The organism is Chitinophaga sp. 10T418 (genome assembly GCF_056394125.1).
The window spans coordinates 1-25,691 of sequence record NZ_JBFTHG010000016.1; the positions used below are offsets into that span (position 1 = coordinate 1).

Genomic DNA, 25,691 nt, shown 5'->3' on the forward strand with positions numbered 1-25,691 from the left:
ACCAACGCCGCTGCAGAGTCTTTTAATGCCAAAGTAAAATCCTTTAGAAATGCACTGCGAGGGGTGCGGGATGTTGAATTCTTCCTTTATAGATTAACTAAACTCTATGCTTAAAATTTATGCGATCCCCCAGGTTTTCAACTTGATCCCGAATGCCTGCATCACGGATATTTTAGAAGGAATTTTATCTTCGTTGCCTCTAAATACTACTTTAAGATATAGTGTATTAGATCCCTCAATATAGTCAGCAGTACCTTTTCAATATGTAGACTCCGTCCAGGCTATGCTTAGCACCCGCTTAGTACCTGTAGAAGCAGTGCAGGAGAGGTGGACTTGATACGGGGATGAGGTGGACTTGATGCGGGGATGAGTTCCGGATGTAATACCGAATAAGAAGACGGATGGAGGTCAAAACTGGTCATATCTGCGGCTTCAGTAGCAGGCTGTAGCTGAAGAAGGAGATAGACTATTGAAAGAAAGCAGGTATAAAGGGTTTATTCATCAAAATATCTACAGAGAGGCAAAATAGCTTATTCCGGTTGAACGACAGATGGACATGCCTATGAAAAATTATCCCCCAACTTTTCAACTTTATCCTGCAACTTTTGAAAATATCTTTTTTAGGCTGCCTTGTACATGATGATGGATGACATGCAATTGCAGCATGAATAAAGATATTTAACCGGCATTACCCTTTCATTGATCGCCACTGAAAGCTGCGGCCTGATGTTAACCCTGAACAAATAACTTTAAAAATGGAGGAGCTACATCATTCCAGACAATGACCTTTTCTATCTTAATTAACGAACCCTATTTGATCACAACAAATCCATCTTAATGTGTAATTTTTACTTTGTCCCAAAAAAACTCCTCATTATATTACTTGCTGTTCTGGTAATATCATCAAAAGCGCTCGGGCAGAAAACATATGCCAATAGTCAAACCAACAAGGTAAATGGCCTGTGTTTGTTGTGTGGTGTAAATAATCCAAACAACCCCATAAATAACAGCAGCTTTGAAGACTATTCCACCTTTATCATCAATGTAGGTCTTTTAGGTGTAAGCGTGGAGCAAACACTTATTTTCCCAACCGCAAGTGCTGCTGGTTGCGACTCTCTTGTTATTGGGATCGGTAGCGGAAATCCGGTATTGTCTGCCAACTTATTTGGTGGAGTAACCGTGGAAACCTATAATGGCAGCACGTTCAATAATGATACGCATGTTGTGGATTCCAGCATACTGCAGCTCCTCCAATGCAATAGCCGAGGAGAAATATTATTGCGGCCACAACAGCAATTTGACCGGGTAAAGATCAAACTAAGCAGTAGCCTTGTTGGTTTGCTAAGCAATTTCCGGCTTTACTATGCTTACCGGAAAAACAGCGTAGACAATCCGGTTTATTATCCTCCTGAAGGAATGGTATGTGGCGCACCTTTCGTATCAATACTGAATCATCAGCCAGATATGGATTATAATGTAAGAGTGATCTACACTGCATTTTCGCATCTGATTTTAGATACTTCTTATGTAGTATTAAACAGGGATTCTGTTCAACTACCCTATTATACGAACTTTGCCGGTTCACAGGGAGATATTTATATACAGGCTGTAAATCGTGTAACCGGATGCAGATCAGATTCTGTTCGTCATTCATATTTCGCAGGCAGTACCTCCTCCTTACCCCGGGTGGATATTGACAGTGTACATATCTGCAAAGGGGACAGCGCCACCCTGCATGCCGTCCAGGTGGTTCCTAATGCGCTATACTCCATCATCTGGTATAGTGCTCCCACAGGAGGAACCCAACTTCATACCGGCCCGGATTATAGCGTAAGCCCCAATACCACCACCACCTATTATGTTACGGCTAAAGGATCCTGTGAATATCCACAACGCATTCCTGTAAAAGTGGGAGTTACTCCACGGACACCTCCTTCGCTCGCCCATGATACATTATTCATGATCGTAAATGCCTATGATACCCTGAAAGCAATTGCGCCACAGGGAGCTACTTTCAAATGGTATTCCACAGCAACAGGCGGTTCCCCACTATTTACCGGCAATGCTTTTCCTGTTCATCCACTTACTTCAGATACTTTGCATTATTACGTTGAATCACTGCTCGATAGTTGTGTAAGCAGTAGCCGTACCAGGGCCGTAGTGATTGTCAGCAATCAATTTCTGTTTGCCAGCAAAACAGGACTCCCGATGGAGTTAAAACTACATCCGAATCCAACTAACGGAGAGATCTCCTTTCAATACAACAAGGATTTGGCGGGCAGCACGATTATCATAAATAATATGAATGGCGTACCTGTTTATAAGAGTATAATGAAGACAAACAACATGAAAGTACCAAATCATATCCCGTCAGGCATTTATCTCATAAAAATCAACACCCCTAAAGGAGAAAAACTGACAGGAAAAATTATAATACAAAAATAGTCAGCCCAAAAGCGAGGTGTATCTGCATAGCTGTTCTAATCTCCGACATCATATCATCTGCTCTTTCGGAGCAAATAATATGATGTCAGAGGCTTACTGCCACAAAATGGTTGAACTGCGGGAAGATTATCAGATACTGAAGAAAAGGAAAAGGAATAGACTAAGTCTATTCCTTTTCCTTTTAAATATGCTAGTGAGGCCAGGTTCCAGAGCCGCCTACTTACCTCACGATTTTAAACCCTACATTTCCATTTTTTGTAGCCATAAACACACTCAACCAAACAGGCAACATCATCTCTGTTGAACGGGCATGTTCAATATCACCCAGATCAATAATATCCTTCCATCCAAACTGTTGCAGTATTTCAACTACTTCTGCTTTGGCGGCTGAACTATTTCCTGCCAGCAGCATGGTAGCGTCTTCTCCACATTTGCCAGCATCTACCATCACTTCACAGTTAACAATATTCAGCGTTTTCACTACCTGTGTATCCGGTAAAAAATTCTGAATGGCCTCTCCTAATGAATTAGTGTTGCATAGTTCCGGAATAAGCACAGGTCTTTTACCAGGTATAAACTGAAGCGGGTTACTAACATCTATCAGAATTTTGTTCCTAAGGTTATCGATGCCTGCCTGTTTCATTACCTCCAGCGAAATTTCTCCCTGGGTGCAATTGAAAATAATGTCCCCGAATGCAGCAGCGGATGCAAATGTTCCTGAGGAAGCATTGCCGCCATTTTGTTTTACCCATGCGAGCGCCTTTTCATTATCAGGAGTTCTTGACCCCATCATTACTTTGTAGCCCTGCTGAATAAGTTTTGTAGCAATCGTATTGCCTACCATACCGGTTCCCAGTATTCCTATATTTTTCATGTAAAATTTGTTTGACTTAATGTTGATGAATACCTGCCAGTTCTTTCCCTACCCGATCTGCTGAAAGACCCACCATAAACTGGCAACCATAATCAGGGTATGCAGACAACATTGTTTGTTCAAAAAGTTTTCTGCTGTCGTCATTAAAAATGCCGGTTCCATTGGTTGCTTTCAAAACTTCTGAACAATACCGAAGGAAATATGCCTGCTGTTTACCAAAATCTTTGATATCACATACAGGGCCATGTCCTACGTAGAAAGAGCCGAAATCTTTCAACGCCGGGGTTAATGTTTCCAGATTAGACAGCCAACGGAGTATACCACCATCATTCATATATGTATGGTTGTTTTTGTACAACAGATCCCCGACAAAAGCTGCGCGGTTTTCATCTTCCAGCAGCCAGATGGAATTGGCATCACAGTCTCCTCCCGCACCAATGTCCAACACGGAAAAAGTGATACCCCCAATACGTACCTGGTCACCATTGTTGACCAATTCAGTTGGATACGACCATTCCCGTATCCATTCCTGGCCAAACATGCCAGACCATTGGGCATGTTTAATTTGTTCGGTGTCAAGCATTAATTGTTTCACCGAAGGCACGGCAAATACCGGTATATCGGCATGTTGTTTAAGGTTATAGGTGCCGGCCACATGATCAGGATGTCCATGTGTAAGAATAATTCCTGAAATAGGCTTCTGCAGTGCATCGGCCTGTTGCTTTAATCCAAGACTATCGCTTCGTGTGAGCGTAGTATCTACTATCACCAGTTCATTAGCCCCTTCTACAATGAAAGCATTTACTTTCATCATGGGTTCCTGCGATGTATAAGTATGAATTTTGGTTTTCATTTTCTACTTTTGAATAATTTTGAACACCAAAAGTAAACTGCTTCCGCATCATGCGCAATAACTGTCAATTCTGACAGTACAAAAAAACATTATGATTATTAAAGGAAAAAACGTTGGTTTTAAACTTCATGGAAAAACCTATCACTGTGCAATGGATATTACGATGGATTATATTGGTGGAAAATGGAAAAGTGTTATCCTATGGTATCTGCGAAAAGAAACTATGCGTTTTTCGGAACTTCGGCAACGTATCCCGGATATCACAGAGAAAATGTTAAGCCTCCAGTTAAAAGCACTCGAAGCGGATGGACTGATCCAAAGAACCTCATTCGGAACCAAACCACCTCTCCGGGTAGAATATGCGCTGACCCCATTTGGAGAAACCCTGACAGGTCCGCTTGAAGCTATTGCCAGGTGGGGACGGCAGCTCGGAGAAAATGAGGGCACTATCGAGGAAATAGAGTAAGCCTGAGGTACCAGCAGAAAAAAACTATATTTAAACGTTAAAACTCTTTTTTATGGAAGATATCAAGGCATTAAGCCAGGTGGCCGAATTTCATACCACATTTAAACACCCGATCCAGCAGACCCCAATTATTCCGGCAACACAACGCTGTGAATTAAGAGTGTCGCTTCTCCAGGAAGAATTAAATGAATTGAAACAGGCGATTGCCGACAAAAACATAGTGGAAATTGCCGATGCTTTATGCGATCTCCAATACGTCTTATCTGGTGCCATACTGGAGTTTGGCCTTGGTGAAAAATTCCGCGAACTTTTTGACGAAGTACACAGATCTAATATGAGCAAGGCTTGTAAAACAGTAGAAGAAGCGGAGAAAACAGTCGAACATTATAAAGCAACTGAAAACGTAGACTGCTATTTTAAGGAGATCGATAATTTGTACCTGGTATACAGGAAAAACGATAATAAAACATTGAAGTCCATCAACTATTCAGCTGCGCAATTAGCCGCCATCCTTTAGTAGACGGCGCTTCTATAGGCATATTTTTCAAAACAACCACCACAAATGTGCCTATAGAAGCGTCCAATAGATGCCCTTTGCGACAACACATCAGTCGTCGTCATCTTACCTATACAATTCCTCCTTAAATCTTTTGGCCAATAAACCCGTAGCCAATGCAGGGTCAATATCTGCTATTACAACACCCGGGGTTCCATAAGTGCCGTGAATCAAACAGGTACCATCGGGAGCTATTAACGAGCTGGCTGCTTCCGGATACCGGGAGGCGTAATTGGAACCAGCGAAATAAATGGTATTCTCCATTGCTCTCATCATCATCGCTTTTTCATAATAAGGATTGTCCTTATGGCCCCATTCTGTGAGCACTGCCCCACTGCTGTTGCTTCCAACAAAATGCGGATGAAATACAATTTTAGCATCCTGCCGGGCTGCCCATCTTACTGATTCCGGGTACCGGAATCCTTCATGGCAGATGGTAATACCGAACTTCACCCCCTTTATTTCAAAAATACTGCGTTGAGTACCAGCCACCCACATATTATCTTCCGTTGGGTCCAGTTGATTTTTTGTCTGGTAGCCCAAAATCTCCCCTTTATCTGATATCACATAGGCTACATTTAAAAGTCCAGTAGGATGATTCCAGTCCATGGGCAGGATAATGGCGATTCCATTTTCAGCTGCCATTTTGCAGGCGGCATCTAATGCCATTTGCAGTTGCTCTTCTGTACGTTCTTCCGGACCCGCTCCCATTCCCGGATAGCCAGGAATATATGATTCCGGGAAACAGATGATTTCCGCATGTTCTTTGACTGCTGCTTTTATCAATTTTTCCATCCAGAATAAGCCATCATTAATGGATGCCGGAAATGGAGGGGAGGCTAAAGCTATTTTTATCATAAAATAAAAATTGTGTTCCACAAAGAAGTGAGTGTTGCAGACACGAAATTATACAAACATCAGACAAAATAAAGCGCCTATTTTAAAGATATCCGGGATCATAAATTTCCAGATTCCCAATTGGACCAATGATTGTTGGCTTTAAGTGTGGGACGCCAATATGCGCTGTCTCCATTCACCAACACTTTTGCTATAAGCTGATAGGTTTCATGTTTGGATGGTAAATTTCCGCCTCCATACACGCTCTCAAAGTGGAAGTTATCAATCGTCATTATTTTAGGTAAGTCCGCAGGAATATGCTGTTTTATTTCCGTTTCTGTTGCATTCAGGAGTTCGGGCTGTGTGTCACTGAAAAATCTCACCAGATCCTCATAACCGATCAGGTGTTGGGGATTACTATAATCACGGAGCTGAATACCCAGGCGGGTATACTTTGTGGTGTCGTGTTCAATGGGTACCACCTTCCCATGGATATTCACCTCTTTGGCGTCCGGACTAATCAATTCAAAATCTTCCATTTCCTTTCCTTTCACATTTCTTATTCTTTCATACTCATCTGAAGATATTAACATAATACGGCTGGCATTTGTGATATAGTTCCTTTCCGGATAAACATCCACCGGGTAATGGATACAATTACCAATATAATCCAATTCCGTTTCGGCGGCTGAGGCTCGATTCTGGTAACCGTTTTTTTCAAAAACTATTGCCCAGTGGGTCTTGTCACCATAGAGATGAATCCGGCTACCAGCGGTTTCACAGTAACCATGCTCCAGATCCAGGAAAAAATTGTATTGAATATCTTCCGACCCTCCCGATGGAAAATCACTTGCCGGTATACCCTGAAAAGCCAAATCCAACTTTTCCAATATTTCTTTCTCTGTAAAATTCATTTTTCCAGTGTTTGAATGACTTCCCCCGGAACAAGCTACCAGGAACAATAAGCCGATAAGATTTCCTAAATAAAAACGTAACGTCCCTCAAATTAATATTTTATTATTATCAAATACCTCCCCATTATCTTTCTTTTTTCATCTTAATTAAGCCTGTTTGCGCAAAATCAGGTCTCCTGTTAAGGCCCCGGATTTAATTTTAGCTTTTATAGTTCATTGTCAACATAATAATGACTAACGATGAATAACGAGCATATCAGCAGTTTTCCGGCGATTGATATTTGCCCGAAAACTGCTGATCATTAAATACCGGATACCAGGAAGAATACCACGCTGAAATATCCCCAGAGAAAAGAAAACAACACGTGGACGATAGTTTCAAAACGTTTTCCTCTCCATAACACGGGAGAATACACGAAAAACTGGAATAACAGACGGATGGCCCAGAAGATAAAACATCCCAGGGCAAGCAGATGTCCCAGCCTTGTTTGCAATATATCTTCCGCCGCATAGATACAGCATACCCCCATCAACAAAACAATCAGCGCAATAAAAAAAGTATGCACATACATGATTTGTCTGCTTAAAAGACTCACCGCTGCAAATTCCTTCTTCCAGTTAAAATAACCCGGAAAGAAAATATGTATGATGGATAATAGCACGAGGATATACCCCGTGATCTTAAGATGTAATTCCATTTTTTTCAAGAATAAAAGCCGACAGAAAAGGAGTAATCTTCATTTCTTTTCCGATGGTAAGTTGTGCTGCTGCAAAGGTGCGCTTCCATGTGCTGCCGGAAAAAAAATGCAGGAAACCTATATTATACGCGATAAAGTTACGGGTGTCTCTCAGGTGTTCCAGCACTATAATCTTCCCATTCTCCTGCAAACTATGATGCAGTTGCTCAAAGAACCGGCACCTCTCTTCCTCCTTCCTGATTTCATGGGCAGCCAGGAAAAGAAAGATGACATGCGCTGATGCAAATGGCAGTGGAGCAGCGGTTGTACTGATAACCTGCGTTCCAGGGTAGGGCGCATACACTTTTCTTGCACGCTCAATTGAAATTTCTGTATGCTTCAACGGATCGTAAAAATCAAATACCTGTAGCGCTGCTCCCGGATACTTTTGTTGCAGGAGATGACTTGTTTCGTCAAAACCCGCATGGATGTTAATGATCTGATGGCCTGTAGAAATTGCAAGTTCATCTAACCAGCGCAGGTGATATAATCCGCTACCATCGTAAATATACCAGGATACCCCTAAAGATAGCAAGGTACTAAAGGTGATGAGTACCAGTAATATCCGCACCGGCATTAATTGCCGGAAAAATAATCCGGCCACGATGAACAATATTGACAGCAAATAGAAATGCCAGTTAAAGCGCATAGTATTTATCAGGCCCTGACAGGCTGTTCGTTCTACTCTCTCCATATATCCACCTTGCCTTTTTTCCAGTAATAAGGAATTTGTTGAATCAKAAATGCATTAGCCAGCACCGCCTCTTCCCATGCCGGGATTTTCAGAAAGTCCACTTCTGATGTGAGGACCTCCACAGATCGGGGTGTCCAGTTTTCTCTGACACCTTCAATGATGAGTACTTCATTGGACGTATTATTACAACTGAATGTAAAGGGCAATGGGCCGGCAAATCGTCTTGCTTCTTTCCAGTTGTTAAAAGGAGAACCGGCAGGAAGTCCCGCATCCAGGTTACCCAAATGAACGGCGATATCTACGCCTGATTTCCGTGACTGCACCCGAACAATCTCTTCTTCTTTTTTTATATCAATATCTGTGGTGGTGTAATTATAGTGTGTAAACAGGTTACCTAAAAACTCCATCTTCCTTTTATCTGTTTCTGATTTCAGGATATATAAACCGCGCAACTTTTTACCCTGGCTGGTAGTATAACGTACAAAGGCCCGGTAGCCGGTGAGTACAAAATCATGTCCCATAAAAACAGGGAATCCTTTAGGTCTTAGCTGTTTTGTTTTTACTACTGCCACTGCTATAAAAGCCCATTTATCCTGAAAGAGATCCAGTTCCAGTTTTTCCGGCACCATCGGTCGTAAAGCAGCCATAGGAACCGCGTAGGTCAATACCAGCGAGCTGTCGAAAAATGCTTCTACCGCAAAAGGATGATTTTTAAGAAAGGACAGCATCAGTAACTGAGTTTTGAGCGATGAAGGCGATACTGATTCCAATAGATGAGGAAGATAAAAAGAGCGGCTATTATAATATTTATTCTTCCGAAGAGTAAGAGGTCAGGCACGACGATGAATTCAATGATATTCATGGCGGCCACCACTATTATCTGTGTGAGGGCGCACCACCTCGATTTTATAGAGGAGAGGATCCATATCGCCATTAATATTTCCAGGAAACCAATGGTGCGGGTAAACAGCTGTGCATGTGTTGTTCCCAGAATCCTGGCCACAATCAATTGATGCCTGGGCACCAGGTTACATACTTTGCAAAATAATCCATTCACTATCCAAACTGTGGCTATGGCGATGTTGATATACTTATAAAGTCGGGGCTGCATTTATTTCGTTTGTCCGTAATAGTTATTATTTACCAAGATCCCATACTTTCAATGTATTCAATGTTACGTGTCCGTTTTCGGCAAACGCGGCAAACCCTGTGGCTTCCTTGTCAGGGAATATCAGGGTGGTGATTACCTTTTCACCGTTATTCACAAACACTTCTACCGAAGATTTATCCAATAATACCTGTAACCGGATCTGGTGATTTACCGGTGATACGGAAACCCGTTGTACTTCCTTATCATCAGTAATGCAGAGTTCATTGCGTTGTACGTTATAACCAATCACCACTTGCCGGCCGTTTTTGTGTTGTGCTATTTTCAATCCAAAATCCGTGGCGGTGCCTGGCGTGAAGGTAGCATCTATCCAGTTGGTGTTGCTATTAAAACGTTGTCCGTTGTTCAGCGGCAGGTCTTTACTATCCAATGTTAATGCTTTCTGCGCCCACTTTTTAGCAGCAGGCAATTGCTCCAGGCAGGTATTCAATATGGCCGCCGGTTGCTGAAATAAGCGTATACCCACCGCCGTTGTTTTCAGAGATAAGTCACGTGGAATAGACATTTGTCCGCGCCAGGGGCTGGTAGCTGTTTCAAACGGCATGAGCCAGCCTATCATGGTTTGGCGGTTATCCGGCAGATGGTTATAAGGGATGGCAGCATAAAAGGTCTTGCCATCATCTACGAACAGTTGTGTTGTTGCCGCGTTATCGTTCGTAAATTTTGTTCCATCAAAGTCACCAATAAAATATTGCATGCCGGTGGCTGCATCCTGATTTCCGGAAGATACCATGAGCAGCCATTTTTTCTTTGCCGGATTTCCATCTACATATAGCGGGGTTAAAGACGGGCATTCCCAGATTTTACGGGTATCTCCCTGGTTGCCAAATTCACTGATCAGCACCCAGTCTTTCAGGTTCCCGGAACTATAGAACTGTACCTTATGTTCCGCAGGTACTGCCACTGTCATGAGCCATTTGTGTTGTTCTTCCAGCCAGATCACCGAGGGGTCGCGAAAATCTTTCTGATGGATATCCACTACCGGGTTATGGGCATAGTTCGTATAGGTAAGTCCACCATCGTTACTATATGCGATAAATTGTGACTCTTTTTGTTGTTTGGGCTGATCAGCCGTGTAGATAGCTACAACAGGGCCTTTGCCATTCCTGCCCAAACCGCTGCTGTTATGTTCATCCCATACTGCAGAACCAGAGAATATCCAGGTGGTGGTATCTGTTGTTGCTGTTTCAGGAATGGCTACCGGCAGGTGTTGCCAGTGCAGCAAATCTTTGCTGATGGCGTGGCCCCAGCTCATGTGTCCCCATTTATTTTCGAATGGGTTATGCTGATAATACAGGTGATAAATCCCATTGAKATAGATCAGGCCATTAGGATCGTTCAACCAGTTTTGCGGCGCTGTGAAATGATATACGGGCCGCCATTGCGGCGTGGGCTGATCCTGCGCGTGTAAAGTGAATGGAAGTATGATGGTGGCCAGTATGGAAAATAGTTGTCGCTTCATAGCAAGATGATATCGATAAATATAATGCTTACTACTTACATTCCATACTGCTTCTCCCCTTTTCACTACTGAACACCTTTTGTACTAAAAGCGAACAAAATAATTAATTATATAATATATAATTACTGGAAATAAAGCCATTGTAAAAGTGGTACATTATTTTGTGACCTATTTATCATCATTATCTTTTACTGTATGCTCAAGAACTATTTCCGGATCGCATGGCGTAACTTAAACCGAAACAAAGGGTTTGCCATTATCAATATTCTGGGGTTGTCCATCGGAATGGCGGTGGTTATCTTAATTGGTTTGTGGATAAAGGATGAAGTATCTTATAACAGATCTTTTAAAAACTATGACCGCATTACGCAGGTCATGCATCATTGGGATAATGTAGCCTATCATAAAATTTCTACGGAAACGGTGATGCCTATTCCTGCATCAACGGAATTGCGCTCGAAGTACGGTTCTTATTTTAAGTATATCGCCTTACAGCGCCCCAGTGGGGATCACATCCTTTCTTATGGAGGCAAGAAAATGAATGAAAAGGGTTTGTTTGCAGAGCCTGAATTAACGGATATGTTATCTCCTAAAATGATAGCAGGTACGTTGCATGGGTTAAATGATCCTTCGGCTATCATGATCAGTGCTGTATTTGCCAAAGCCATGTTTGGGGACACAGACCCGATCAATAAAATGATCAGCATAGATAACAAAAGTGTGCTGAAGGTGACGGGAGTATTTGAAGATTTCCCCCGGAATACCAGTTTTTATGGTACCCGCTTCATGATTCCCTGGGCTTATTATGTTGCCAATCAGGCGTGGGTGAAAAGATCGTATGATCAATGGAACAATAATTCATTCTTCATTTATGCCCAACTGGCGGATCATGCAGCCATCACCCATACTACTGCTGCCATCCGGGATGTACTCAAAGGGAAACCTGGCAGAAATGATCATGCAGAAGTGTTTTTACAGCCAATGAGCAAATGGCATTTATATAGTGAATTCAGTAATGGAAAAAATGTGGGTGGTAGTATCCGGTATGTGTGGATCTTTGGTACTATCGGTTTGTTTGTACTTATCCTGGCCTGTATTAATTTCATGAATCTGAACACGGCGCGCTCTCAGAAGCGGGCCAGAGAAGTAGGCGTACGCAAGGTGGTGGGTTCAGTGCGGTATCAATTGATTTTTCAGTTCCTGGGAGAAGCCCTGATCATAGCCGGGATGGCTATGTTACTGGCTATCTTGCTGGTGTTGCTGGCATTGCCATGGTTTAATTCCCTGGCCGATAAATCCATTGTATTTCCCTGGAGTATGGTATCATTCTGGATGGGCATCACGGGCCTTACGTTGTTAACGGGTCTGTTAGCCGGCAGCTATCCGGCTTTTTACCTCTCTTCCCTTCAAACGTTGAAAGTGTTGAAAGGCACTTTCAAAACCGGGCCTTTGGCCGTGCTATCCAGGAAAGTGTTAGTGGTATTGCAGTTTACAGTTTCTGTAGCGCTCATCATAGGTACCATCATCATTTTTAAACAAATTGAGCATGCACGTAACCGACCTTTAGGCTATGACCGGAATGGGTTGATTAATATCTCCATGACTACGCCGGAGCTGCATGGGAAGTATGATGTGCTGCGCGATGAACTCATCAACTCCGGCGCCGCAGCAAATATGGCAGAGGCCTCCAATCCCGCTACAGATATTTATGCACATCTTACGGGGTTTGATTGGCCGGGAAAAGATCCTGCTGTAAATCCCACTTTTGCGGTGTCCTGGATAACACATGATTTCGGTAAAACGGTAGACTGGCAGTTTACAGCAGGTCGTGATTTTTCGAGGAATTTCGCTACAGACACTTTTGGCCTCATATTAAATGAAAGTGCAGTAGCCTATATGGGATTAAAGCACCCGGTGGGAGAAACAATTAAATTCGATGATAAAAATTTCCATATCATAGGTGTGATAAAAAATGTGATCATGGAATCTCCGTTTTCGAAGGCTGCTCCTACCGTATTTATGATGGATTATGGAAATGCCAGCGAGATCACCATCCGGATTAATCCGAACATTGGTGTACCTGCTGCCCTGGCAAAGATAGAAAGGATATTCCAGCGGTATGCTCCTGCTGCGCCTTTCGACTTTCGTTTTGCAGATGAAGATTACGCCGGCAAATTTGCGAGTGAAAACCGTATCAGTCAGTTGTCCGCTTGCTTTGCTTTATTCGCCATCTTTATTAGTTGTCTGGGGATTTTCGGACTAGCCGCCTTTACCGCAGAACAACGGATCAAAGAGATAGGGGTACGAAAAGTAATGGGCGCTTCTGTTGTTAATCTTTGGAGCCTTTTATCGAAAGAATTTTTGCTGCTCACCCTGATGTCATTTGGCATTGCGATGCCGGTTGCCTGGTGGTTCATGCACCAATGGCTGCAACGTTATGATTACCGCATAGACATCTCTCTATGGACATTTGTGATAACGGCATTGGCAACGTTACTGATCACTTTAGGCACAGTTAGTTTTCAGGCGATAAAAGCAGCGTTGACGAATCCCATCAAAAGCTTGCGGACGGAATAAAACTATTCCGCCTTTTCGTTACCGCCTTTCCGGAATTCCCGGACAATACGTATCACCACCGGAACCGTTACTGCTACAACAATAACTGTGATGAAGTACTTGAGATATGGTTGTAAGAAGGGCATACTCCCGATGAGATAACCGGCCAGTACAAAACTACATGCATAACCCACTGAACCTATCGTTACATATAAAAGAAAGCGGCGGAAATCCAACCGGATCATGCCGGCTACAATAGGAGCAAAGGTGCGGATCAGCGGAAGAAATACGCCTGCTGATAGCGCGACTGCGCCATGCTTATTATAAAAATGTTCTGCCGACACCAGGTACTGCCGCCGAAAGAACCGGGAGTCTTTCCGGTTTGCTAATAAAGGACCTGTTTTCCTGCCAAACCAATAACCGGTGATGTTGCCTGCAATAGCCGCTACAGCCGACAATGCGCAAACCAGCAGTACGTTGTAATGCAGACTTCCGGTAGCAATTAATACACCAGCCGTAAACATAAATCCGCCGCTGGGGAGGAAGAAACAAAAAAACAATCCGGTTTGTCCGTATACAGCGAGGAATAAAAACAATAGGCCTCCGTAGCTAAGGAACGATGCAGCATCCGACATTCGTAGTAAATATTAAGGATCAGTACAAAAAAGTTTGTTGATCAGGCATTCATCATATCGCTTAGCGCCTGAAAAGTATTCAGAGGGTATTCTGTTAGTTTGTTAAACATTTACCAGGTAAATTTAAGAGAAGCCTTTCAATTTCCATATCCTTTTCCAGTATCTGGCATAAAATAAAAAGACTTTGCATCAGGCCAGATAAAAAAGTGATCCTCCTGCCGGTATGATAATTGAGGTCCGGCATATATGCCGTCCTCTGTGGTTGCACATATGATTTATAACGCCGAAACACATACCCTGCGAATTATCTTCGTATCGGGCATGATATACGATTACAAAGAAGTGCCGGAGGCCGTTTACCTGGCGATGAAATCGTCAGGATCAAAAGGTATCTATCTTAATAAATATGTAAAAGGGCATTATTCCTTTGAAAAAATAAAGTAGGAACTACTTAATTTTCGTAGCCGATAATGTTGATAATAGTACGGTGGCCACTACGTTCAAAAAGTACTGCATCATAGATCTTATTGGTGATGGCAGTATCCTTATTAATAATGGTGAGCGCTTTTACATCTTTCCTGGAACTGTCTATTGTAAACAACTGATTGGAAATACATTCGCTGTATTTTGTATCAAATCCGTTACCCATAAACGTTTTCGCCAGCCACGCCGCTTTATTCAGCAGGTACCCGTTATTATCAAAAGCAGCGGAATCTGTGGTAAAAATGGCTGACCAGGAAAATTCATAACAGCCGCCGATATGCAGTTGCAGGCTATCGTGCTCATTCAGTTTTACCAGCGCTGCCTTGTCCTGGTCATTCCAGGTAAAATGGATATTTTTCTGGTAGGCGAATAATTTTTCAGAGGTGAACTTGTAAGCACTGGTATCAAATACGCAGTCATCTCCCACTTTGGATTCCGGGGTAGCCGCTTTCACGGTGTCTGCTACCTTTTCAGGTGTATTATTTTTTTTATTATTCTGTGAGATACAACCATGCAGCAAGGCCAACGGCAATAAGCACTTCAGGAACAGCGTTTTCATATATACAGAAAGGTTACTTCTTCTAAGATACTATTTTCATCATGCTGCGCCTAACATGGCTTGCTTCCTGATTTCACTCATCCCCTTCTGATAAAAGCGTTTCATCATTTTATTCAGGTGACTGCTATCTGTAAATCCCAGATCGTAGGCTATTTCCTTAAAGGGAGTATCTGTGTACAGTGCCTTTGCTTCTGCCAGCTTCAGCTTGGAGCGGAGTACAAATTCCTGGTAAGTTTCGTTGGCATTGCGTTTAAAGTATTCGCTGAAATAGTTGGCGGAAATGCCGAAACGCTGACAGAGGTATTGTGGTGCAATCTTATCTTCATCCAGCAGGTGATACTGAATATGCAGTAACACGTCGGCAAAGCGGTTACTTTCGAAGCCCTGCTCACCAGGCAATACGGTGGCTACATTGCGGGCAATCTGTTCCAGTACGGCCACCATGAGTCCCTGCATGATACGGCGGGAATGCCCGTCCTGCCGTTGTTGTTCATACATCAGCATTTCCAGTAAGCGTACCAGGTGTTGTTTGTCGTTTTCGTTACTAATGAGTTCGCCCGCCTTCCGGTTGTAATTACCGATGATAAAGTTGAGGCGACAAAACCATTTTCCGAAGTCAATTACACAATCCTGTTCCCCGGAAAAGAAGCTGGCATTGAATTGTATAAACAGGAAAGTGGTGGTTTCGGCAATCTGGTAGGTATGACAGTCTGAAGCAGGCAGCAGGAAAATACTGCCCTTCTTATAAGACGCATGCGTATGTTCTACCTGTTGTCCGCCGGCGCCTTCCAGGATATATACCAGCTCAAAAAAGTTATTTCTGCGATTGCGTTTCTCCCAGTAATCCAGTGTGGTTATGGTAATACTGAATGGGTCATGTACCTTTTCCATACTGTAAATCTACATAATAAACGTGGGCTGAGAAAGCCTCATCCCATTCTGTTACTGCTGATTCCTTTTTACGTACCCGTTTAACCGTTTGCTGTGGCCTAGCTTTGTACACACAAAAAGCAGCAATTATGAAAGCAATTGTCTTAGAAAGACTGGATAAAAACGCCTCCCTGGAATTATCAGAAACAGCACTTCCTGTGATAGGACCCGGGGAAGTATTAATTCAAACAAAAGCCATTGGCATTAACCCTGTAGACTATAAAACGCTGGAAGACTTCACCACCCCGGAAGGGTTGCGTGCAAGCTGGGCCCCTGCGCTGGATGGCATTTCTCCGCTGATACTCGGATCCGATATTGCCGGCATAGTTACCGCCGTAGGCAGCGAAGTCACCAAATTCAAGGTAGGGGATGCCGTGTTCGGCATGATAAAGATGCCGGGGCATGGACGCGTATACGCAGAATATGTAGCCGCACCAGCTATCCATCTCGCTAAAAAACCTGACAACATCACCTTTAATGAAGCGGCTGCTGCTACACTGGCAGCGATTACTGCGTGGCAAAATGTAAACACCCATTACGCTGTAAAAAAAGGAGACCGGGTACTGGTAACCGCACCGGCTGGTGGCGTAGGACATTATGCCATACAAATGGCCAAAGAAAAAGGTGCTTATGTGATAGGACTTACCAATGCCGCCAATGCAGACTGGGTACGGAGTATTGGGGCAGATGAAATCATTGATTACAATGACTTTAATTTCGAACAGGCAGATAGCCTGCAACTAAACCTGGTATTAGATTCCGGCGGAAGATACCCGGCTTCCCTTTACGAAAAACACTTCGCTCCCGGAGCCGCACTTTTCCATCTTCCTCATCCCCTAAAACCAGCAGATATGGCCTACTATCAATCCAAAGGATTTGATGTACGCTACACCGGCGTATTTTCTGAAGAAAAAGCCATTGATGCTATTGCCTTATTGCTGGAATCAGGTAAAGTGAAATCGTATATTGACAGCGTATTTCCTTTCCATGAGATGAAAGCAGCACTAACAGCCATGAAACAAGGAACAACCAAAGGCAAGATAGTAGTAGAAGTTAGCAATTAGCTGTTAGCTGTTAGCAAATGCAGCGGAGATTAACATATAGTGATCTCCGCTGCATTTGCTAACAGCTAAAAGCTAATGGCTAACAGCTTTACGGCAACAATTCTTGCAGCTTCTTATCCAGTGCTTCCCCACGAAGGTTCTTCGCTACTATTTTCCCATTAGGATCCAGCAGGAAATTTTGTGGTACTGCCCTTACACCGTATAATTTTGCCACTTCGTTTTCCCAGTATTTCAGGTCAGATACGTGCGTCCAGGTGAGTTGATCGGTATGAATCGCTTTTAACCAGGCATCCTGTCCGTTTGGCTGATCCAGGGAAACGCCGAGGATAGTAAACTGTTTGTCTTTATACTTATTAAAGGCGGCTACCACATGCGGATTTTCTGCACGACAAGGACCGCACCAACTGGCCCAGAAATCCACCAGCACATATTTACCGCGGAAATCGGACAGGCTCACGGGCTTACCCAGTGTATCATTTTGTGTAAACGCTGGTGCGATAGCGCCTATGGCTGTTTGTTTCCAACCATGGATGATGCCTGCTACTTCTTTACCTTTTTTACTGTCTTTCACCACAGGAGATAAAGCGTTGTATGCGGTTTCTATTTCATCCACATTCTCCGGAACAGATCCCGCAAAACTTTGGATCGCATCCAGGCTTACAGGAGATTTAGGGTTTTCTTTTATGAATGCCTTGTAAATCTCCTTTTCTACAGCACGCAGTGCTTTATTTTTTTCATCGAAAGATTTTCTAAACGCCTCCGACTTGCGCGTTTCTTCACTGGCGGCAATGTAGTCGTTTGTCAGTTGCTCTCTCTGTGAGCTGGCGCTTTTTAATTTTGATTGTAGGCGCTGCTGGTCATCGTTCACGCGGGAACCTTTTACCACCGCATTATACACGGAATCCGGGGCACTTAATGTAATGGTGCCTTTCTCCAGGTATACTACCAACAGATCTAATTTATAAGACATCATATTGGTAGGTGCAGTGTGGCGTAACAACAGTGTAGCCTTTACCGGATCACTTACTTTGCCTTTGAATTCAAACACGCCCTGTTGTAAGGCGGCAGAATCCCTGACTATTTCCCCGTCGGCACGGTAAGTAAGAAACAGTTTGGCAGGTGCATCCAGCGTACCTATTTTGCCTTTCAGTACAAAAGCACCTTCCTGAGCGAATAGGGTGGCAGGCAATAAAGCCAGCATAGTGATTAAAATGTGTTTCATATGGACTTGTTTTTGATTTAAAAGGGTCTTCCATCCAATGGTATATTCCACTGTGGATTAAATTTAAGGATCACGTTGGAAATAGTAAGAATAAAATCTTTAGAATCGATGATTCCCTCGTGAGATTCAGTACCTATCTTATGTGTTATTCTTGTCTTGCTCCACGGTTTGCCTGTTTCGATGCAGAGTCTTTTCAGATCCAGGAAACGTTTGAATGAGCCCAATGGCAGTTCCCGTCTTCTTTCGTCCAGCACCTGCTGTATTACTTCAGTTTGTGAACCAATACCCAATGCAGGCGTACCGGTTTTATAACGGTAACGACGCAACGTATTGAGGTCCGCTATGGCCGCAGACAACTGGTTGGTACGGGCATATCCTTCTGCACGCATAAGCAGCAGTTCCGGATAGGTAAATCCTGCTGTCATATTTGATTTGGATCCACGATAGTACTGTATCCGGTTACCATCATCATAGACTACGTTATTGTAAGTTGTTTTATAACCGGGTGCGGTTAAAAAGAAATATTTAAATCTCAGGTCATTGGCCTGATCATACAATGCAATCACTTCATCTGAAGGATAGGAAGAAGTAGATCTGCCTGCGCCGCCATCAATATTTCTGTACAATAAATTCTCCCGGCTGTTAGCAGCCGTCAGGAAATTATCGGGTGCTTTGATCGTACTGTTTACAAGATTCGTTGGGTCCGTCCACGAAAAGCTGTTATAATCATAAATCAATTTATCGGTTCCTCCTGCGTTGGCTGCAGTCCAGGCGAGGTTGGCGTAATACACCACGCTGTCGTACTTCTGGGTAAACAGGTGAAAGTAGGCCAGCAATGCCTGTGCAGCCACTTTATTGGGACGTGATGGCCAGTTGGTGACATCCGGCATATCGGGTAAAGCTGTCTGTATATCGTTCGATACTTTGGCAAAAGCCTGCTCCTGCGTGGAGAGGTCCGGCAACGCAGCACCTACATCGGAACTGGTTACGTAAGGAATGGTTTTAGTATCGTTGGCCGTACCAGGCTTATATACCGGGCCATACACCAGCGTAGTGATAAAATAAGACCATGCCCTGTCTACCAGCGCCTGTGCCACCACTCTTTTTGCATACAACTGGTTTTCTGAACTAAGACTAGGAATAGCGCGTATGCCATCTATCACATTATTGAAGTAGGCCATAGAGCGGTAAGTACCCCAGTCCCAGAAATAATCCGAGGTAGATGGATTTTTATACGGCTGTCTGAATACATACGCCCAGTAACGGTCTATGTTAGGATGGTTATTGGCTTTGTAGTTGATATTGCCGATGCCGTCGGACAAAGACAGGTTATCTGTCAAGTAGCCGAGATTACAACCAGTGTTGTTATCCAAAAATGCCCATTGGGCAATGTTTGCGTTGTCCAGCAGGTGATCAAAGTCCGCCACTTCCGTGGGGATGAGTTTTCCTTTAGGCTTTACATCCAGGAATTTGCTGCAGGAAGCCATACTCCCTGAAATGATGGTTAATAAAATAAGTATATACTGTTTCATGATCGCCACAATTAAATGTTAAAGACTGAATGATAACCCTACATAAAACTCGGGGCGCAATGGCAGGGAGCTGAATCCCTGTTCGGTGAATGCACCGGTGCCGCCGCTGAGGTTCAGCTCAGATGTTTCCGGATCACGATGATCGCTATTGGCTGTAATCATAAACAGGTTCCGGGTTTGCAGGTATATTCTTGCGTTACTGAAACCGATGTGTTTCAACAGCTGCGGGTTGATATCATAAGTTAAGGTGATATCCCGCAGTTTCATGTAACTGGCGCTTTMTATCAGGATATCTGAGTAAGGGAAATAAAACATATCCATGTTCCAGTCACTGAGTTTAGGATAGATGGTTTTGGCTTCGTCGCCAGGTTGTTTCCATCTTTCAGATACATGTTTATTCAGGATATTAGATCCGCTGAAAGCATCTCTCCTTAACACATTTCCTAATTTGGCAATGAACATAAAAGACAAGTCAAAGTTTTTCACCCGGAAGGAGTTAGTCATGCTGATAGCATACTTGGGACGCAGTGTACCACTGTATATCAGGTCACCTACTGACACATTTCCGCCGCCACTTTTTTCGTCTTTAGCTGTATAAAACTGCGATACCCCGTTGTTGTCTAATCCTGCATAACGATAGCTATACAAGGCATCCAGCGGGTCGCCTGCTTTTTTGATAGCACCGTTGGTGATGGAAGAAGCGTACTGGTAAGTAACATTATAGGTGAGTACCTTATTGTTGTTATAACTGAAGTTGAAGAAGGTATTCCATACCAGGTTCTTTTTACGGATCACATCTGCATCTACCGATATTTCATAGCCCTGGTTTCTTACTGCTCCAATGTTTTTGGTGAGAGAGCTAAAGCCGCGGGTAGGATCAATCGCATCTGCTGCCAGCAGGTCACTGCTGTTACGCAGGTAGTAGTCTGCCGTTACATTAACGCGTCTGTTCAGCAAAGAAATGTCTACGCCAAAGTTGGTGCTTTTTGTTTTTTCCCAACGCAGGGAATTATTAGGGGGAGAAGTAATACCATAAGATATATCTCCCGTATAATTAGAATAACTACCAGGTGTGATAATCAGGAAAGGTCCTGAGTTCAGGGAAATATTTCCGTTGATACCGTAGGATGCACGCAGATCGAGCCGGTCTATCCCACGTATATGAAAGAACTTTTCTTCCGCGAGTTTATAGGTACCACCGGCAGACCATAAAGGCTTGTAACGGTAGCGGGGATCCGTACCAAAAAAGTTGGTTTGATCCAGGCGGATACTACCACTGAGGATAAAGCGGTTGTCGTATTCATAAGAGCCGTTTGCATACCAGGAAACAAAGCGGTTATCCTGATAGGCATAGCTGCCTATGCTGGCAGAGGGGCTGCTGGTACCCAATTTATCTGCATTATAGTTACCTGCATTATAATCGGCGTAGTTAAAGGTAGAAAACGTACCTGCCTGGTCGTTATAGCCAAAGCGGGTAGGCAGGTTATTATTGTCGGCAGTGTTCCGGCTGATTTCATTTCCGGCGATAGCAGAAATGCGGTGACGGGAAGCGATGACTTTGTAATAGTTCAACTGCGTGCGGAACATATAGCTCTGGTTAAAATTGCGGCTTTCATTTACTACGGCGCCATCCGGAATATAATGTTTGGATGGGTTGGCGATGGAGGTATTATCGTCGTACCACAATCTTACCCGGTAAGCATTTTTATCGTACAGACTTCTGCCCAGGTAATCGCCGCGGCTCCAGGATCCGCCGGCTTCCGCGCTCAGTCCGTCCAGGATTTTTATGTTAACACTACCCCCGAGTCTTAGCTGTAACGTTTTGCCGGTAACGGTTTCGAGGCCCAGGTCTTCCATCGGATTATAGTAAAGCGGTTTGGTACCGGCAATAGCGGCGTAGCGATCGCGTTTTTTACCATTTTTATAATCCATGGTTTGTGGCGCACCGGTGGCCGGATCTACGATCAGGTCATAAGGTTGCAGCAGGGAGGTGTTGGTATACGCCAGCATATCCTGCCAGCCTCTTGCCGGTGCGGTAGACGTGGCGTAGTTCACGTTAGAGAACAGGCGTATCATCACACGTTTGCCGGGGCGCCAGTCGTTCTTCATATCAAAGATCAGGCGGTTATCTGAATTGCGCGCCGTGTTGTTTTGATTGGCAATATATTTCACGGCTGCATTCAGCATACTTTTTTCGCTGCCACCAGACAAAGAGATATTGTGTTGCTGGGTGAACTGATTCCTGAAATAATATTTCTGTATTTGCCCCTGTCCATCGTTTTTCTTCAGGGCTTCCAGTTGTGCATCCGCATCTTTTTCGTTTAGCCATCCCTGTGATTTTGCAATCAGGAGATAGTTTACTCTGGAGGTAAAGCCGTAGTTGTTATAGTCAGTCAGGTTGCCATTAGGATCCTGGTTATAGAGCTCTATTTCCGCATCCACAAAGTCGGCCGAAGTCGCCCTGTTCAGGTACTTCAGGTCTGGTTTCAATGTGATGCCGGTAGAGCCTTTGTATTCCACCAGCAAGGCACCTTTTCTGCCCTGACGGGTGGTCACCACGATTACGCCATTGGAAGAGCGGGCGCCGTAAATAGAAGCAGCTACCGCATCTTTCAGTACAGTAATCGATTCGATGTTATCGATGTTGAGTGATTCCAGTCCGGCAGACGTAGGATAGCCATCTACCACCAGGAGTGGTGCGCTGGCAGCAGTGCCCAACATGGTAGATACGCCCCGGATTTCCAGGTTACCTTCCTTGGTGAGTACAACCCCGGTAGCTTGTCCTTCCAGGGCTGATTTAATGTCTGGTTTTAATTTGCTGCGGAGCCGATAGGGATCGATGACTGCAAAAGAGCCGGTGGCTCTTTCCCTGGAAATCATCTGGTAACCCGTATTGACTACATCGATGCCACTTAATTTGTTGTTGGAGGCTTTCAGTTGTAAACTGATGACGCCATTTTTACCTACTACCAGTTCCTGTTTTTCGAAACCGATATAGGTAAAAGACAACACCGCATTTTCATCTTTTACCGCTACCGTATACTCTCCGTTGTTATTGGTTTGCGTGCCTTTGCTGGTGCCTTTTACCACCACAGAAACGCCAGCCAGCGGGATACCATTTTCGTCTGTGATACGGCCGGTAATGACGATCTGTTGCGGCGACGCAGGTAGTTCCGGTACACGGGGGATGATTTTAGTAACGGTGATGGTTTTGTCATCAATCGCATATTCCAGGCCCTGCCCCATCAGGGAAACATGTAATAATTCCTGGATAGTCGCATTTTTCACTTCTACGGTGACGGGTCTGGTGCTTTCCAGGGCATCATAGTTATAAAACACGATGTACCCGGTTTGCCGGTTGATGTTAGTGAACACCGTTGATAGCGGTGTATTTCTGACGGACATGGTMACCCTTTGTGCCATGCCCCTGGCGCTGATTTGCAATACGCCAGCCATTAGTAATAAAGCAGATAACCTCATGATCCTCCAAATTTTGGTTGGCTGATTGTTTTTTTTCATTGTACCGGTATATGCCGGCATGTAAGATCTGCATTGGTGGTGATGCGTTTCTGAAGTGTTGATGCAGGGATGATTTCGCGCATAAGCGTCCCCCTCTCTGTTTTGGAACAAAGCAGTTAAAATCATACATTTGATTTCGGTGATAAAATGAGTTTACACGAATAATTTATTGCCTGTAACCAGTGATGTTTGCCCATCACTGGTTTTTTTAATGGCCTTGGTTTTTAGCAATGATTCCTTAATTCAAAAGTCAGTTGGTTTAGTGTGTTAAAAAATATGGTGCGCTTGCTATCGTATAACGGTTATTTTCCGGCCCTCGATTCTAAATAATACCTGGTTTTTTTCTAAGATATTTAATACGCGCGACAAAGGCAGGCTGCGCTGTATACCGCCGCCAAAGTGCATTTCACGTGGGGTACCTTCATACACCACTTCTATATCATACCATCGTTCCAGCTGCCGCATAACGGTAGCGATATCTGCCCGGTCGAAGATGAAGAAACCGTTTTTCCAGGCTACTGCTGCTTGTGTATCTGCTTCTGTGACTGTAATATTATTATTAGCCGGCATACGCGCCTGCTGGCCCGGCTGCAATTTTTTCATGATACCGTTTCTGCTTACGTTTACTGCGCCCTGCAACAGGGTGACAGCCATCACGTGTTCATTGCTATACGCCATGATGTTAAACTGTGTGCCCAGTACGGCCACTTCCGTTCCATTTACTTTCACCCGGAATGGCTTTCCTGGCAATGGTGCTACGTCAAAATATCCTTCTCCCGTCAATTCTACTTCCCTGCTGTTGCCGGCAAAAGAAGTCGGGAAATGCAGGGAGCTGGCTGCGTTCAGCCATACCTGCGTACCATCGGGTAAGGTAAGCTGGTATTGACCACCGCGGGGGGTCGTTAAAGTATTATAGGTAATGGCGGTGGTGGCGCCGGCAGCTTTGTAGAGTACCTGTCCGTTCTGTGTTTTGATGATATTGGTATTTCCCTGTTTACCCAGGGTGTCGTTTTTGGCTTCATCCAGCGTAATCTTAGAGCCATCTCCTAACGTAAGAATGGCTTTATTGCCTCCGGGGGGAATATCATTTTTATATCGCTGCGCTATGGCCGGTATAGGAGCAACACTCGCTACCGGCTTCAATAGCCAATAGCCGGCGGCAGCCAGCATAATGCCGGTAACAGCAGCAGCTACCCACCACCACCGGATGGGTTGTACCCGGTGAAGCGTTTCTACAAAAGGCAGTGTAAGGTCTGTTGCCGTAATGCTTTTCAACAAAGTAGTGCGGGCAGCAGGATCTGCTTCCCCGTCGGCAGGCGCCTGCCACATCAGGTCTGTCAGCGCTGCCATAAACAGTTCCATATTGTCGTCATCCTTCAACAGTTGGTACAGTTCTTCCTGTTCTGCGACCGTTTCATTACCTGAAAGACGCTGTTGCAATAAATACATTACCCTTTGCTCCTGCATGCTGATAGGGGTACATTTAACAGTATACCCATTCATAAGAATGAGCTGAGGAAATAAAGGACCTATCTGCCGAAAAAAAATTTTTACTTGCTGATAAATATTAAATAAACGAGGGGGATGGTATGTCCGTAACGGCGCAGGTGTTCCCGGATAGCTTTTAAAGAAAAGACCAGTGCATTTTTTACAGAATGAGGAGAAAGATCCAGCTCAGTGGCTATTTCAGGGATCTTCATGCCCTGGTTACGACTCATGCGGAAGATACGCCGCCGCTGCGGGGATAATAGCAGTACTGCTTCTTCAATCAGTATATGCAGTTCTTTGAGGCTCAGTTGCCGCGTGGGGGTATCCGTTTCATTATCGGCTACCATTACCGTTTCGCGTAAACGGTATTCCGTGGCTTCTTTCCGGAGGTAAGTATAGCATTCGTTGGCAGCTACCTTATACAACCAGGCTTTGGGCTGTTCAATATCCGGGAGTTTATCGCGGCTAAGCCATACCCGCAGAAAAGTGGCCTGTATCACTTCTTTCGCGTTTTCGGGCGACTTCACCATTCTCTGAATAAATGGCTCCAACGTTTGCAGGGAGGTATTGAATAATACACCAAACGCTTCTTCATCGCCCTCCGAGATGCGTTGAAACAATGCTTTGTCAATATAGATACTATCGTGCATTATAGTTAGCAGGCTACTGGAATAATTATGTATACGGTTGGTGGTAT

At 44.1% G+C, this 25,691-nt stretch carries 23 protein-coding genes; 6 read left to right on the top strand and 17 right to left on the bottom strand.

Annotation, left to right across the window (positions count from 1 at the left end):
• Nucleotides 1-837 precede the first annotated feature (837 nt).
• Complete coding sequence (locus tag AC1DCV_RS31675) at nucleotides 838-2,445, top strand: Ig-like domain-containing protein (RefSeq protein ID WP_477026932.1); 1,608 nt, start codon at nucleotides 838-840, stop codon at nucleotides 2,443-2,445.
• A 220-nt stretch (nucleotides 2,446-2,665) separates the two neighbouring features.
• Here the strand turns inward: AC1DCV_RS31675 and AC1DCV_RS31680 are convergent, their stop codons facing one another.
• Nucleotides 2,666-3,346 carry an NADPH-dependent F420 reductase gene (locus AC1DCV_RS31680; protein ID WP_477027038.1) on the bottom strand — a complete coding sequence of 227 codons (681 nt, stop codon included), beginning with the start codon at nucleotides 3,344-3,346 and terminating at the stop codon, nucleotides 2,666-2,668.
• Nucleotides 3,336-4,172, bottom strand: a complete 837-nt coding sequence (locus AC1DCV_RS31685; RefSeq protein ID WP_477026933.1) for an MBL fold metallo-hydrolase — start codon at nucleotides 4,170-4,172, stop codon at nucleotides 3,336-3,338. Before AC1DCV_RS31685 ends, AC1DCV_RS31680 begins: the two co-directional genes overlap by 11 nt.
• A gap of 151 nt (nucleotides 4,173-4,323) precedes the next feature.
• Here AC1DCV_RS31685 and AC1DCV_RS31690 point away from each other — a divergent pair, with 151 nt between their 5' ends.
• Nucleotides 4,324-4,638 carry a winged helix-turn-helix transcriptional regulator gene (locus tag AC1DCV_RS31690; RefSeq protein WP_477026934.1) on the top strand — a complete coding sequence of 105 codons (315 nt, stop codon included), beginning with the start codon at nucleotides 4,324-4,326 and terminating at the stop codon, nucleotides 4,636-4,638.
• A gap of 52 nt (nucleotides 4,639-4,690) precedes the next feature.
• On the top strand, nucleotides 4,691-5,155 hold the full coding sequence (locus AC1DCV_RS31695) for a pyrophosphohydrolase domain-containing protein (protein ID WP_477026935.1): 465 nt from the start codon (nucleotides 4,691-4,693) through the stop codon (nucleotides 5,153-5,155).
• Nucleotides 5,156-5,260: 105 nt separating this feature from the next.
• On the opposite strand, the gene AC1DCV_RS31700 is transcribed toward AC1DCV_RS31695, so the two are convergent.
• The 7 genes from AC1DCV_RS31700 to AC1DCV_RS31730 all read right to left on the bottom strand — a co-directional run bounded on the left by AC1DCV_RS31700 (nucleotide 5,261) and on the right by AC1DCV_RS31730 (nucleotide 11,006).
• Nucleotides 5,261-6,052, bottom strand: a complete 792-nt coding sequence (locus AC1DCV_RS31700; protein ID WP_477026936.1) for a carbon-nitrogen hydrolase family protein — start codon at nucleotides 6,050-6,052, stop codon at nucleotides 5,261-5,263.
• A gap of 98 nt (nucleotides 6,053-6,150) precedes the next feature.
• Nucleotides 6,151-6,945 carry a DUF7003 family protein gene (locus AC1DCV_RS31705; RefSeq protein ID WP_477026937.1) on the bottom strand — a complete coding sequence of 265 codons (795 nt, stop codon included), beginning with the start codon at nucleotides 6,943-6,945 and terminating at the stop codon, nucleotides 6,151-6,153.
• A 302-nt stretch (nucleotides 6,946-7,247) separates the two neighbouring features.
• On the bottom strand, nucleotides 7,248-7,643 hold the full coding sequence (locus tag AC1DCV_RS31710) for a hypothetical protein (RefSeq protein WP_477026938.1): 396 nt from the start codon (nucleotides 7,641-7,643) through the stop codon (nucleotides 7,248-7,250).
• A complete protein-coding gene (locus tag AC1DCV_RS31715; protein WP_477026939.1) occupies nucleotides 7,627-8,376 on the bottom strand; it encodes a methyltransferase in 750 nt (249 codons plus the stop codon). The genes AC1DCV_RS31710 and AC1DCV_RS31715 overlap by 17 nt, the downstream gene beginning before the upstream one ends.
• Nucleotides 8,364-9,104, bottom strand: coding sequence for a DUF2071 domain-containing protein (locus AC1DCV_RS31720; RefSeq protein ID WP_477026940.1), 741 nt, complete (start codon nucleotides 9,102-9,104; stop codon nucleotides 8,364-8,366). Before AC1DCV_RS31720 ends, AC1DCV_RS31715 begins: the two co-directional genes overlap by 13 nt.
• Complete coding sequence (locus AC1DCV_RS31725; protein ID WP_477026941.1) at nucleotides 9,104-9,487, bottom strand: DoxX-like family protein; 384 nt, start codon at nucleotides 9,485-9,487, stop codon at nucleotides 9,104-9,106. Before AC1DCV_RS31725 ends, AC1DCV_RS31720 begins: the two co-directional genes overlap by 1 nt.
• A 25-nt stretch (nucleotides 9,488-9,512) precedes the next feature.
• Entirely contained in the window at nucleotides 9,513-11,006 is a 1,494-nt protein-coding gene (locus AC1DCV_RS31730; protein ID WP_477026942.1) for a glycoside hydrolase family 32 protein, read from the bottom strand.
• A gap of 195 nt (nucleotides 11,007-11,201) precedes the next feature.
• Between AC1DCV_RS31730 and AC1DCV_RS31735 the strand changes: the two genes are divergently transcribed.
• Nucleotides 11,202-13,583, top strand: a complete 2,382-nt coding sequence (locus tag AC1DCV_RS31735; protein ID WP_477026943.1) for an ABC transporter permease — start codon at nucleotides 11,202-11,204, stop codon at nucleotides 13,581-13,583.
• 2 nt (nucleotides 13,584-13,585) lie between these two features.
• Here AC1DCV_RS31735 and AC1DCV_RS31740 read toward each other — a convergent pair whose 3' ends face one another.
• A complete protein-coding gene (locus AC1DCV_RS31740; RefSeq protein ID WP_477026944.1) occupies nucleotides 13,586-14,197 on the bottom strand; it encodes a DedA family protein in 612 nt (203 codons plus the stop codon).
• Between the two features lie 246 nt (nucleotides 14,198-14,443).
• Here AC1DCV_RS31740 and AC1DCV_RS31745 point away from each other — a divergent pair, with 246 nt between their 5' ends.
• Entirely contained in the window at nucleotides 14,444-14,641 is a 198-nt protein-coding gene (locus AC1DCV_RS31745; protein WP_477026945.1) for a KTSC domain-containing protein, read from the top strand.
• Nucleotides 14,642-14,648: 7 nt separating this feature from the next.
• Here AC1DCV_RS31745 and AC1DCV_RS31750 read toward each other — a convergent pair whose 3' ends face one another.
• The gene (locus AC1DCV_RS31750; RefSeq protein WP_477026946.1) at nucleotides 14,649-15,239 is read right to left on the bottom strand and encodes a hypothetical protein; all 591 of its coding nucleotides are present in this window, start codon (nucleotides 15,237-15,239) and stop codon (nucleotides 14,649-14,651) included.
• 39 nt (nucleotides 15,240-15,278) lie between these two features.
• Nucleotides 15,279-16,130 (bottom strand): AraC family transcriptional regulator, encoded by an 852-nt coding sequence (locus AC1DCV_RS31755; protein WP_477026947.1) that lies wholly within the window; start codon nucleotides 16,128-16,130, stop codon nucleotides 15,279-15,281.
• 128 nt (nucleotides 16,131-16,258) lie between these two features.
• Here AC1DCV_RS31755 and AC1DCV_RS31760 point away from each other — a divergent pair, with 128 nt between their 5' ends.
• Nucleotides 16,259-17,233, top strand: a complete 975-nt coding sequence (locus AC1DCV_RS31760; RefSeq protein WP_477026948.1) for an NADP-dependent oxidoreductase — start codon at nucleotides 16,259-16,261, stop codon at nucleotides 17,231-17,233.
• An 88-nt stretch (nucleotides 17,234-17,321) separates the two neighbouring features.
• On the opposite strand, the gene AC1DCV_RS31765 is transcribed toward AC1DCV_RS31760, so the two are convergent.
• The 5 genes from AC1DCV_RS31765 to AC1DCV_RS31785 all read right to left on the bottom strand — a co-directional run bounded on the left by AC1DCV_RS31765 (nucleotide 17,322) and on the right by AC1DCV_RS31785 (nucleotide 25,644).
• Nucleotides 17,322-18,455 carry a redoxin domain-containing protein gene (locus AC1DCV_RS31765; protein ID WP_477026949.1) on the bottom strand — a complete coding sequence of 378 codons (1,134 nt, stop codon included), beginning with the start codon at nucleotides 18,453-18,455 and terminating at the stop codon, nucleotides 17,322-17,324.
• Between the two features lie 17 nt (nucleotides 18,456-18,472).
• The gene (locus AC1DCV_RS31770) at nucleotides 18,473-19,987 is read right to left on the bottom strand and encodes a RagB/SusD family nutrient uptake outer membrane protein (protein WP_477026950.1); all 1,515 of its coding nucleotides are present in this window, start codon (nucleotides 19,985-19,987) and stop codon (nucleotides 18,473-18,475) included.
• A gap of 18 nt (nucleotides 19,988-20,005) precedes the next feature.
• Entirely contained in the window at nucleotides 20,006-23,467 is a 3,462-nt protein-coding gene (locus AC1DCV_RS31775; protein ID WP_477026951.1) for a SusC/RagA family TonB-linked outer membrane protein, read from the bottom strand.
• Nucleotides 23,468-23,794: 327 nt separating this feature from the next.
• The gene (locus AC1DCV_RS31780; protein WP_477026952.1) at nucleotides 23,795-24,973 is read right to left on the bottom strand and encodes a FecR family protein; all 1,179 of its coding nucleotides are present in this window, start codon (nucleotides 24,971-24,973) and stop codon (nucleotides 23,795-23,797) included.
• A gap of 83 nt (nucleotides 24,974-25,056) precedes the next feature.
• On the bottom strand, nucleotides 25,057-25,644 hold the full coding sequence (locus AC1DCV_RS31785; protein ID WP_477026953.1) for an RNA polymerase sigma factor: 588 nt from the start codon (nucleotides 25,642-25,644) through the stop codon (nucleotides 25,057-25,059).
• Between the last annotated feature and the right edge of the window lie 47 nt (nucleotides 25,645-25,691).

Excerpts from the sequence above, each read along its gene's own strand:
- AC1DCV_RS31750 (WP_477026946.1), bottom strand. The coding sequence starts at position 15,239 with ATGAAAACGCTGTTCCTGAAGTGCTTATTGCCGTTGGCCTTGCTGCAT.
- AC1DCV_RS31740 (WP_477026944.1), bottom strand. The coding sequence starts at position 14,197 with ATGTCGGATGCTGCATCGTTCCTTAGCTACGGAGGCCTATTGTTTTTA.
- AC1DCV_RS31695 (WP_477026935.1), top strand. The coding sequence starts at position 4,691 with ATGGAAGATATCAAGGCATTAAGCCAGGTGGCCGAATTTCATACCACA.
- AC1DCV_RS31685 (WP_477026933.1), bottom strand. The coding sequence starts at position 4,172 with ATGAAAACCAAAATTCATACTTATACATCGCAGGAACCCATGATGAAA.
- AC1DCV_RS31710 (WP_477026938.1), bottom strand. The coding sequence starts at position 7,643 with ATGGAATTACATCTTAAGATCACGGGGTATATCCTCGTGCTATTATCC.
- AC1DCV_RS31760 (WP_477026948.1), top strand. The coding sequence starts at position 16,259 with ATGAAAGCAATTGTCTTAGAAAGACTGGATAAAAACGCCTCCCTGGAA.
- AC1DCV_RS31785 (WP_477026953.1), bottom strand. The coding sequence starts at position 25,644 with ATGCACGATAGTATCTATATTGACAAAGCATTGTTTCAACGCATCTCG.
- AC1DCV_RS31745 (WP_477026945.1), top strand. The coding sequence starts at position 14,444 with ATGCCGTCCTCTGTGGTTGCACATATGATTTATAACGCCGAAACACAT.
- AC1DCV_RS31705 (WP_477026937.1), bottom strand. The coding sequence starts at position 6,945 with ATGAATTTTACAGAGAAAGAAATATTGGAAAAGTTGGATTTGGCTTTT.
- AC1DCV_RS31735 (WP_477026943.1), top strand. The coding sequence starts at position 11,202 with ATGCTCAAGAACTATTTCCGGATCGCATGGCGTAACTTAAACCGAAAC.
- AC1DCV_RS31700 (WP_477026936.1), bottom strand. The coding sequence starts at position 6,052 with ATGATAAAAATAGCTTTAGCCTCCCCTCCATTTCCGGCATCCATTAAT.
- AC1DCV_RS31725 (WP_477026941.1), bottom strand. The coding sequence starts at position 9,487 with ATGCAGCCCCGACTTTATAAGTATATCAACATCGCCATAGCCACAGTT.
- AC1DCV_RS31690 (WP_477026934.1), top strand. The coding sequence starts at position 4,324 with ATGGATATTACGATGGATTATATTGGTGGAAAATGGAAAAGTGTTATC.
- AC1DCV_RS31675 (WP_477026932.1), top strand. The coding sequence starts at position 838 with ATGTGTAATTTTTACTTTGTCCCAAAAAAACTCCTCATTATATTACTT.
- AC1DCV_RS31755 (WP_477026947.1), bottom strand. The coding sequence starts at position 16,130 with ATGGAAAAGGTACATGACCCATTCAGTATTACCATAACCACACTGGAT.
- AC1DCV_RS31765 (WP_477026949.1), bottom strand. The coding sequence starts at position 18,455 with ATGAAACACATTTTAATCACTATGCTGGCTTTATTGCCTGCCACCCTA.
- AC1DCV_RS31715 (WP_477026939.1), bottom strand. The coding sequence starts at position 8,376 with ATGGAGAGAGTAGAACGAACAGCCTGTCAGGGCCTGATAAATACTATG.
- AC1DCV_RS31770 (WP_477026950.1), bottom strand. The coding sequence starts at position 19,987 with ATGAAACAGTATATACTTATTTTATTAACCATCATTTCAGGGAGTATG.
- AC1DCV_RS31780 (WP_477026952.1), bottom strand. The coding sequence starts at position 24,973 with ATGCAGGAGCAAAGGGTAATGTATTTATTGCAACAGCGTCTTTCAGGT.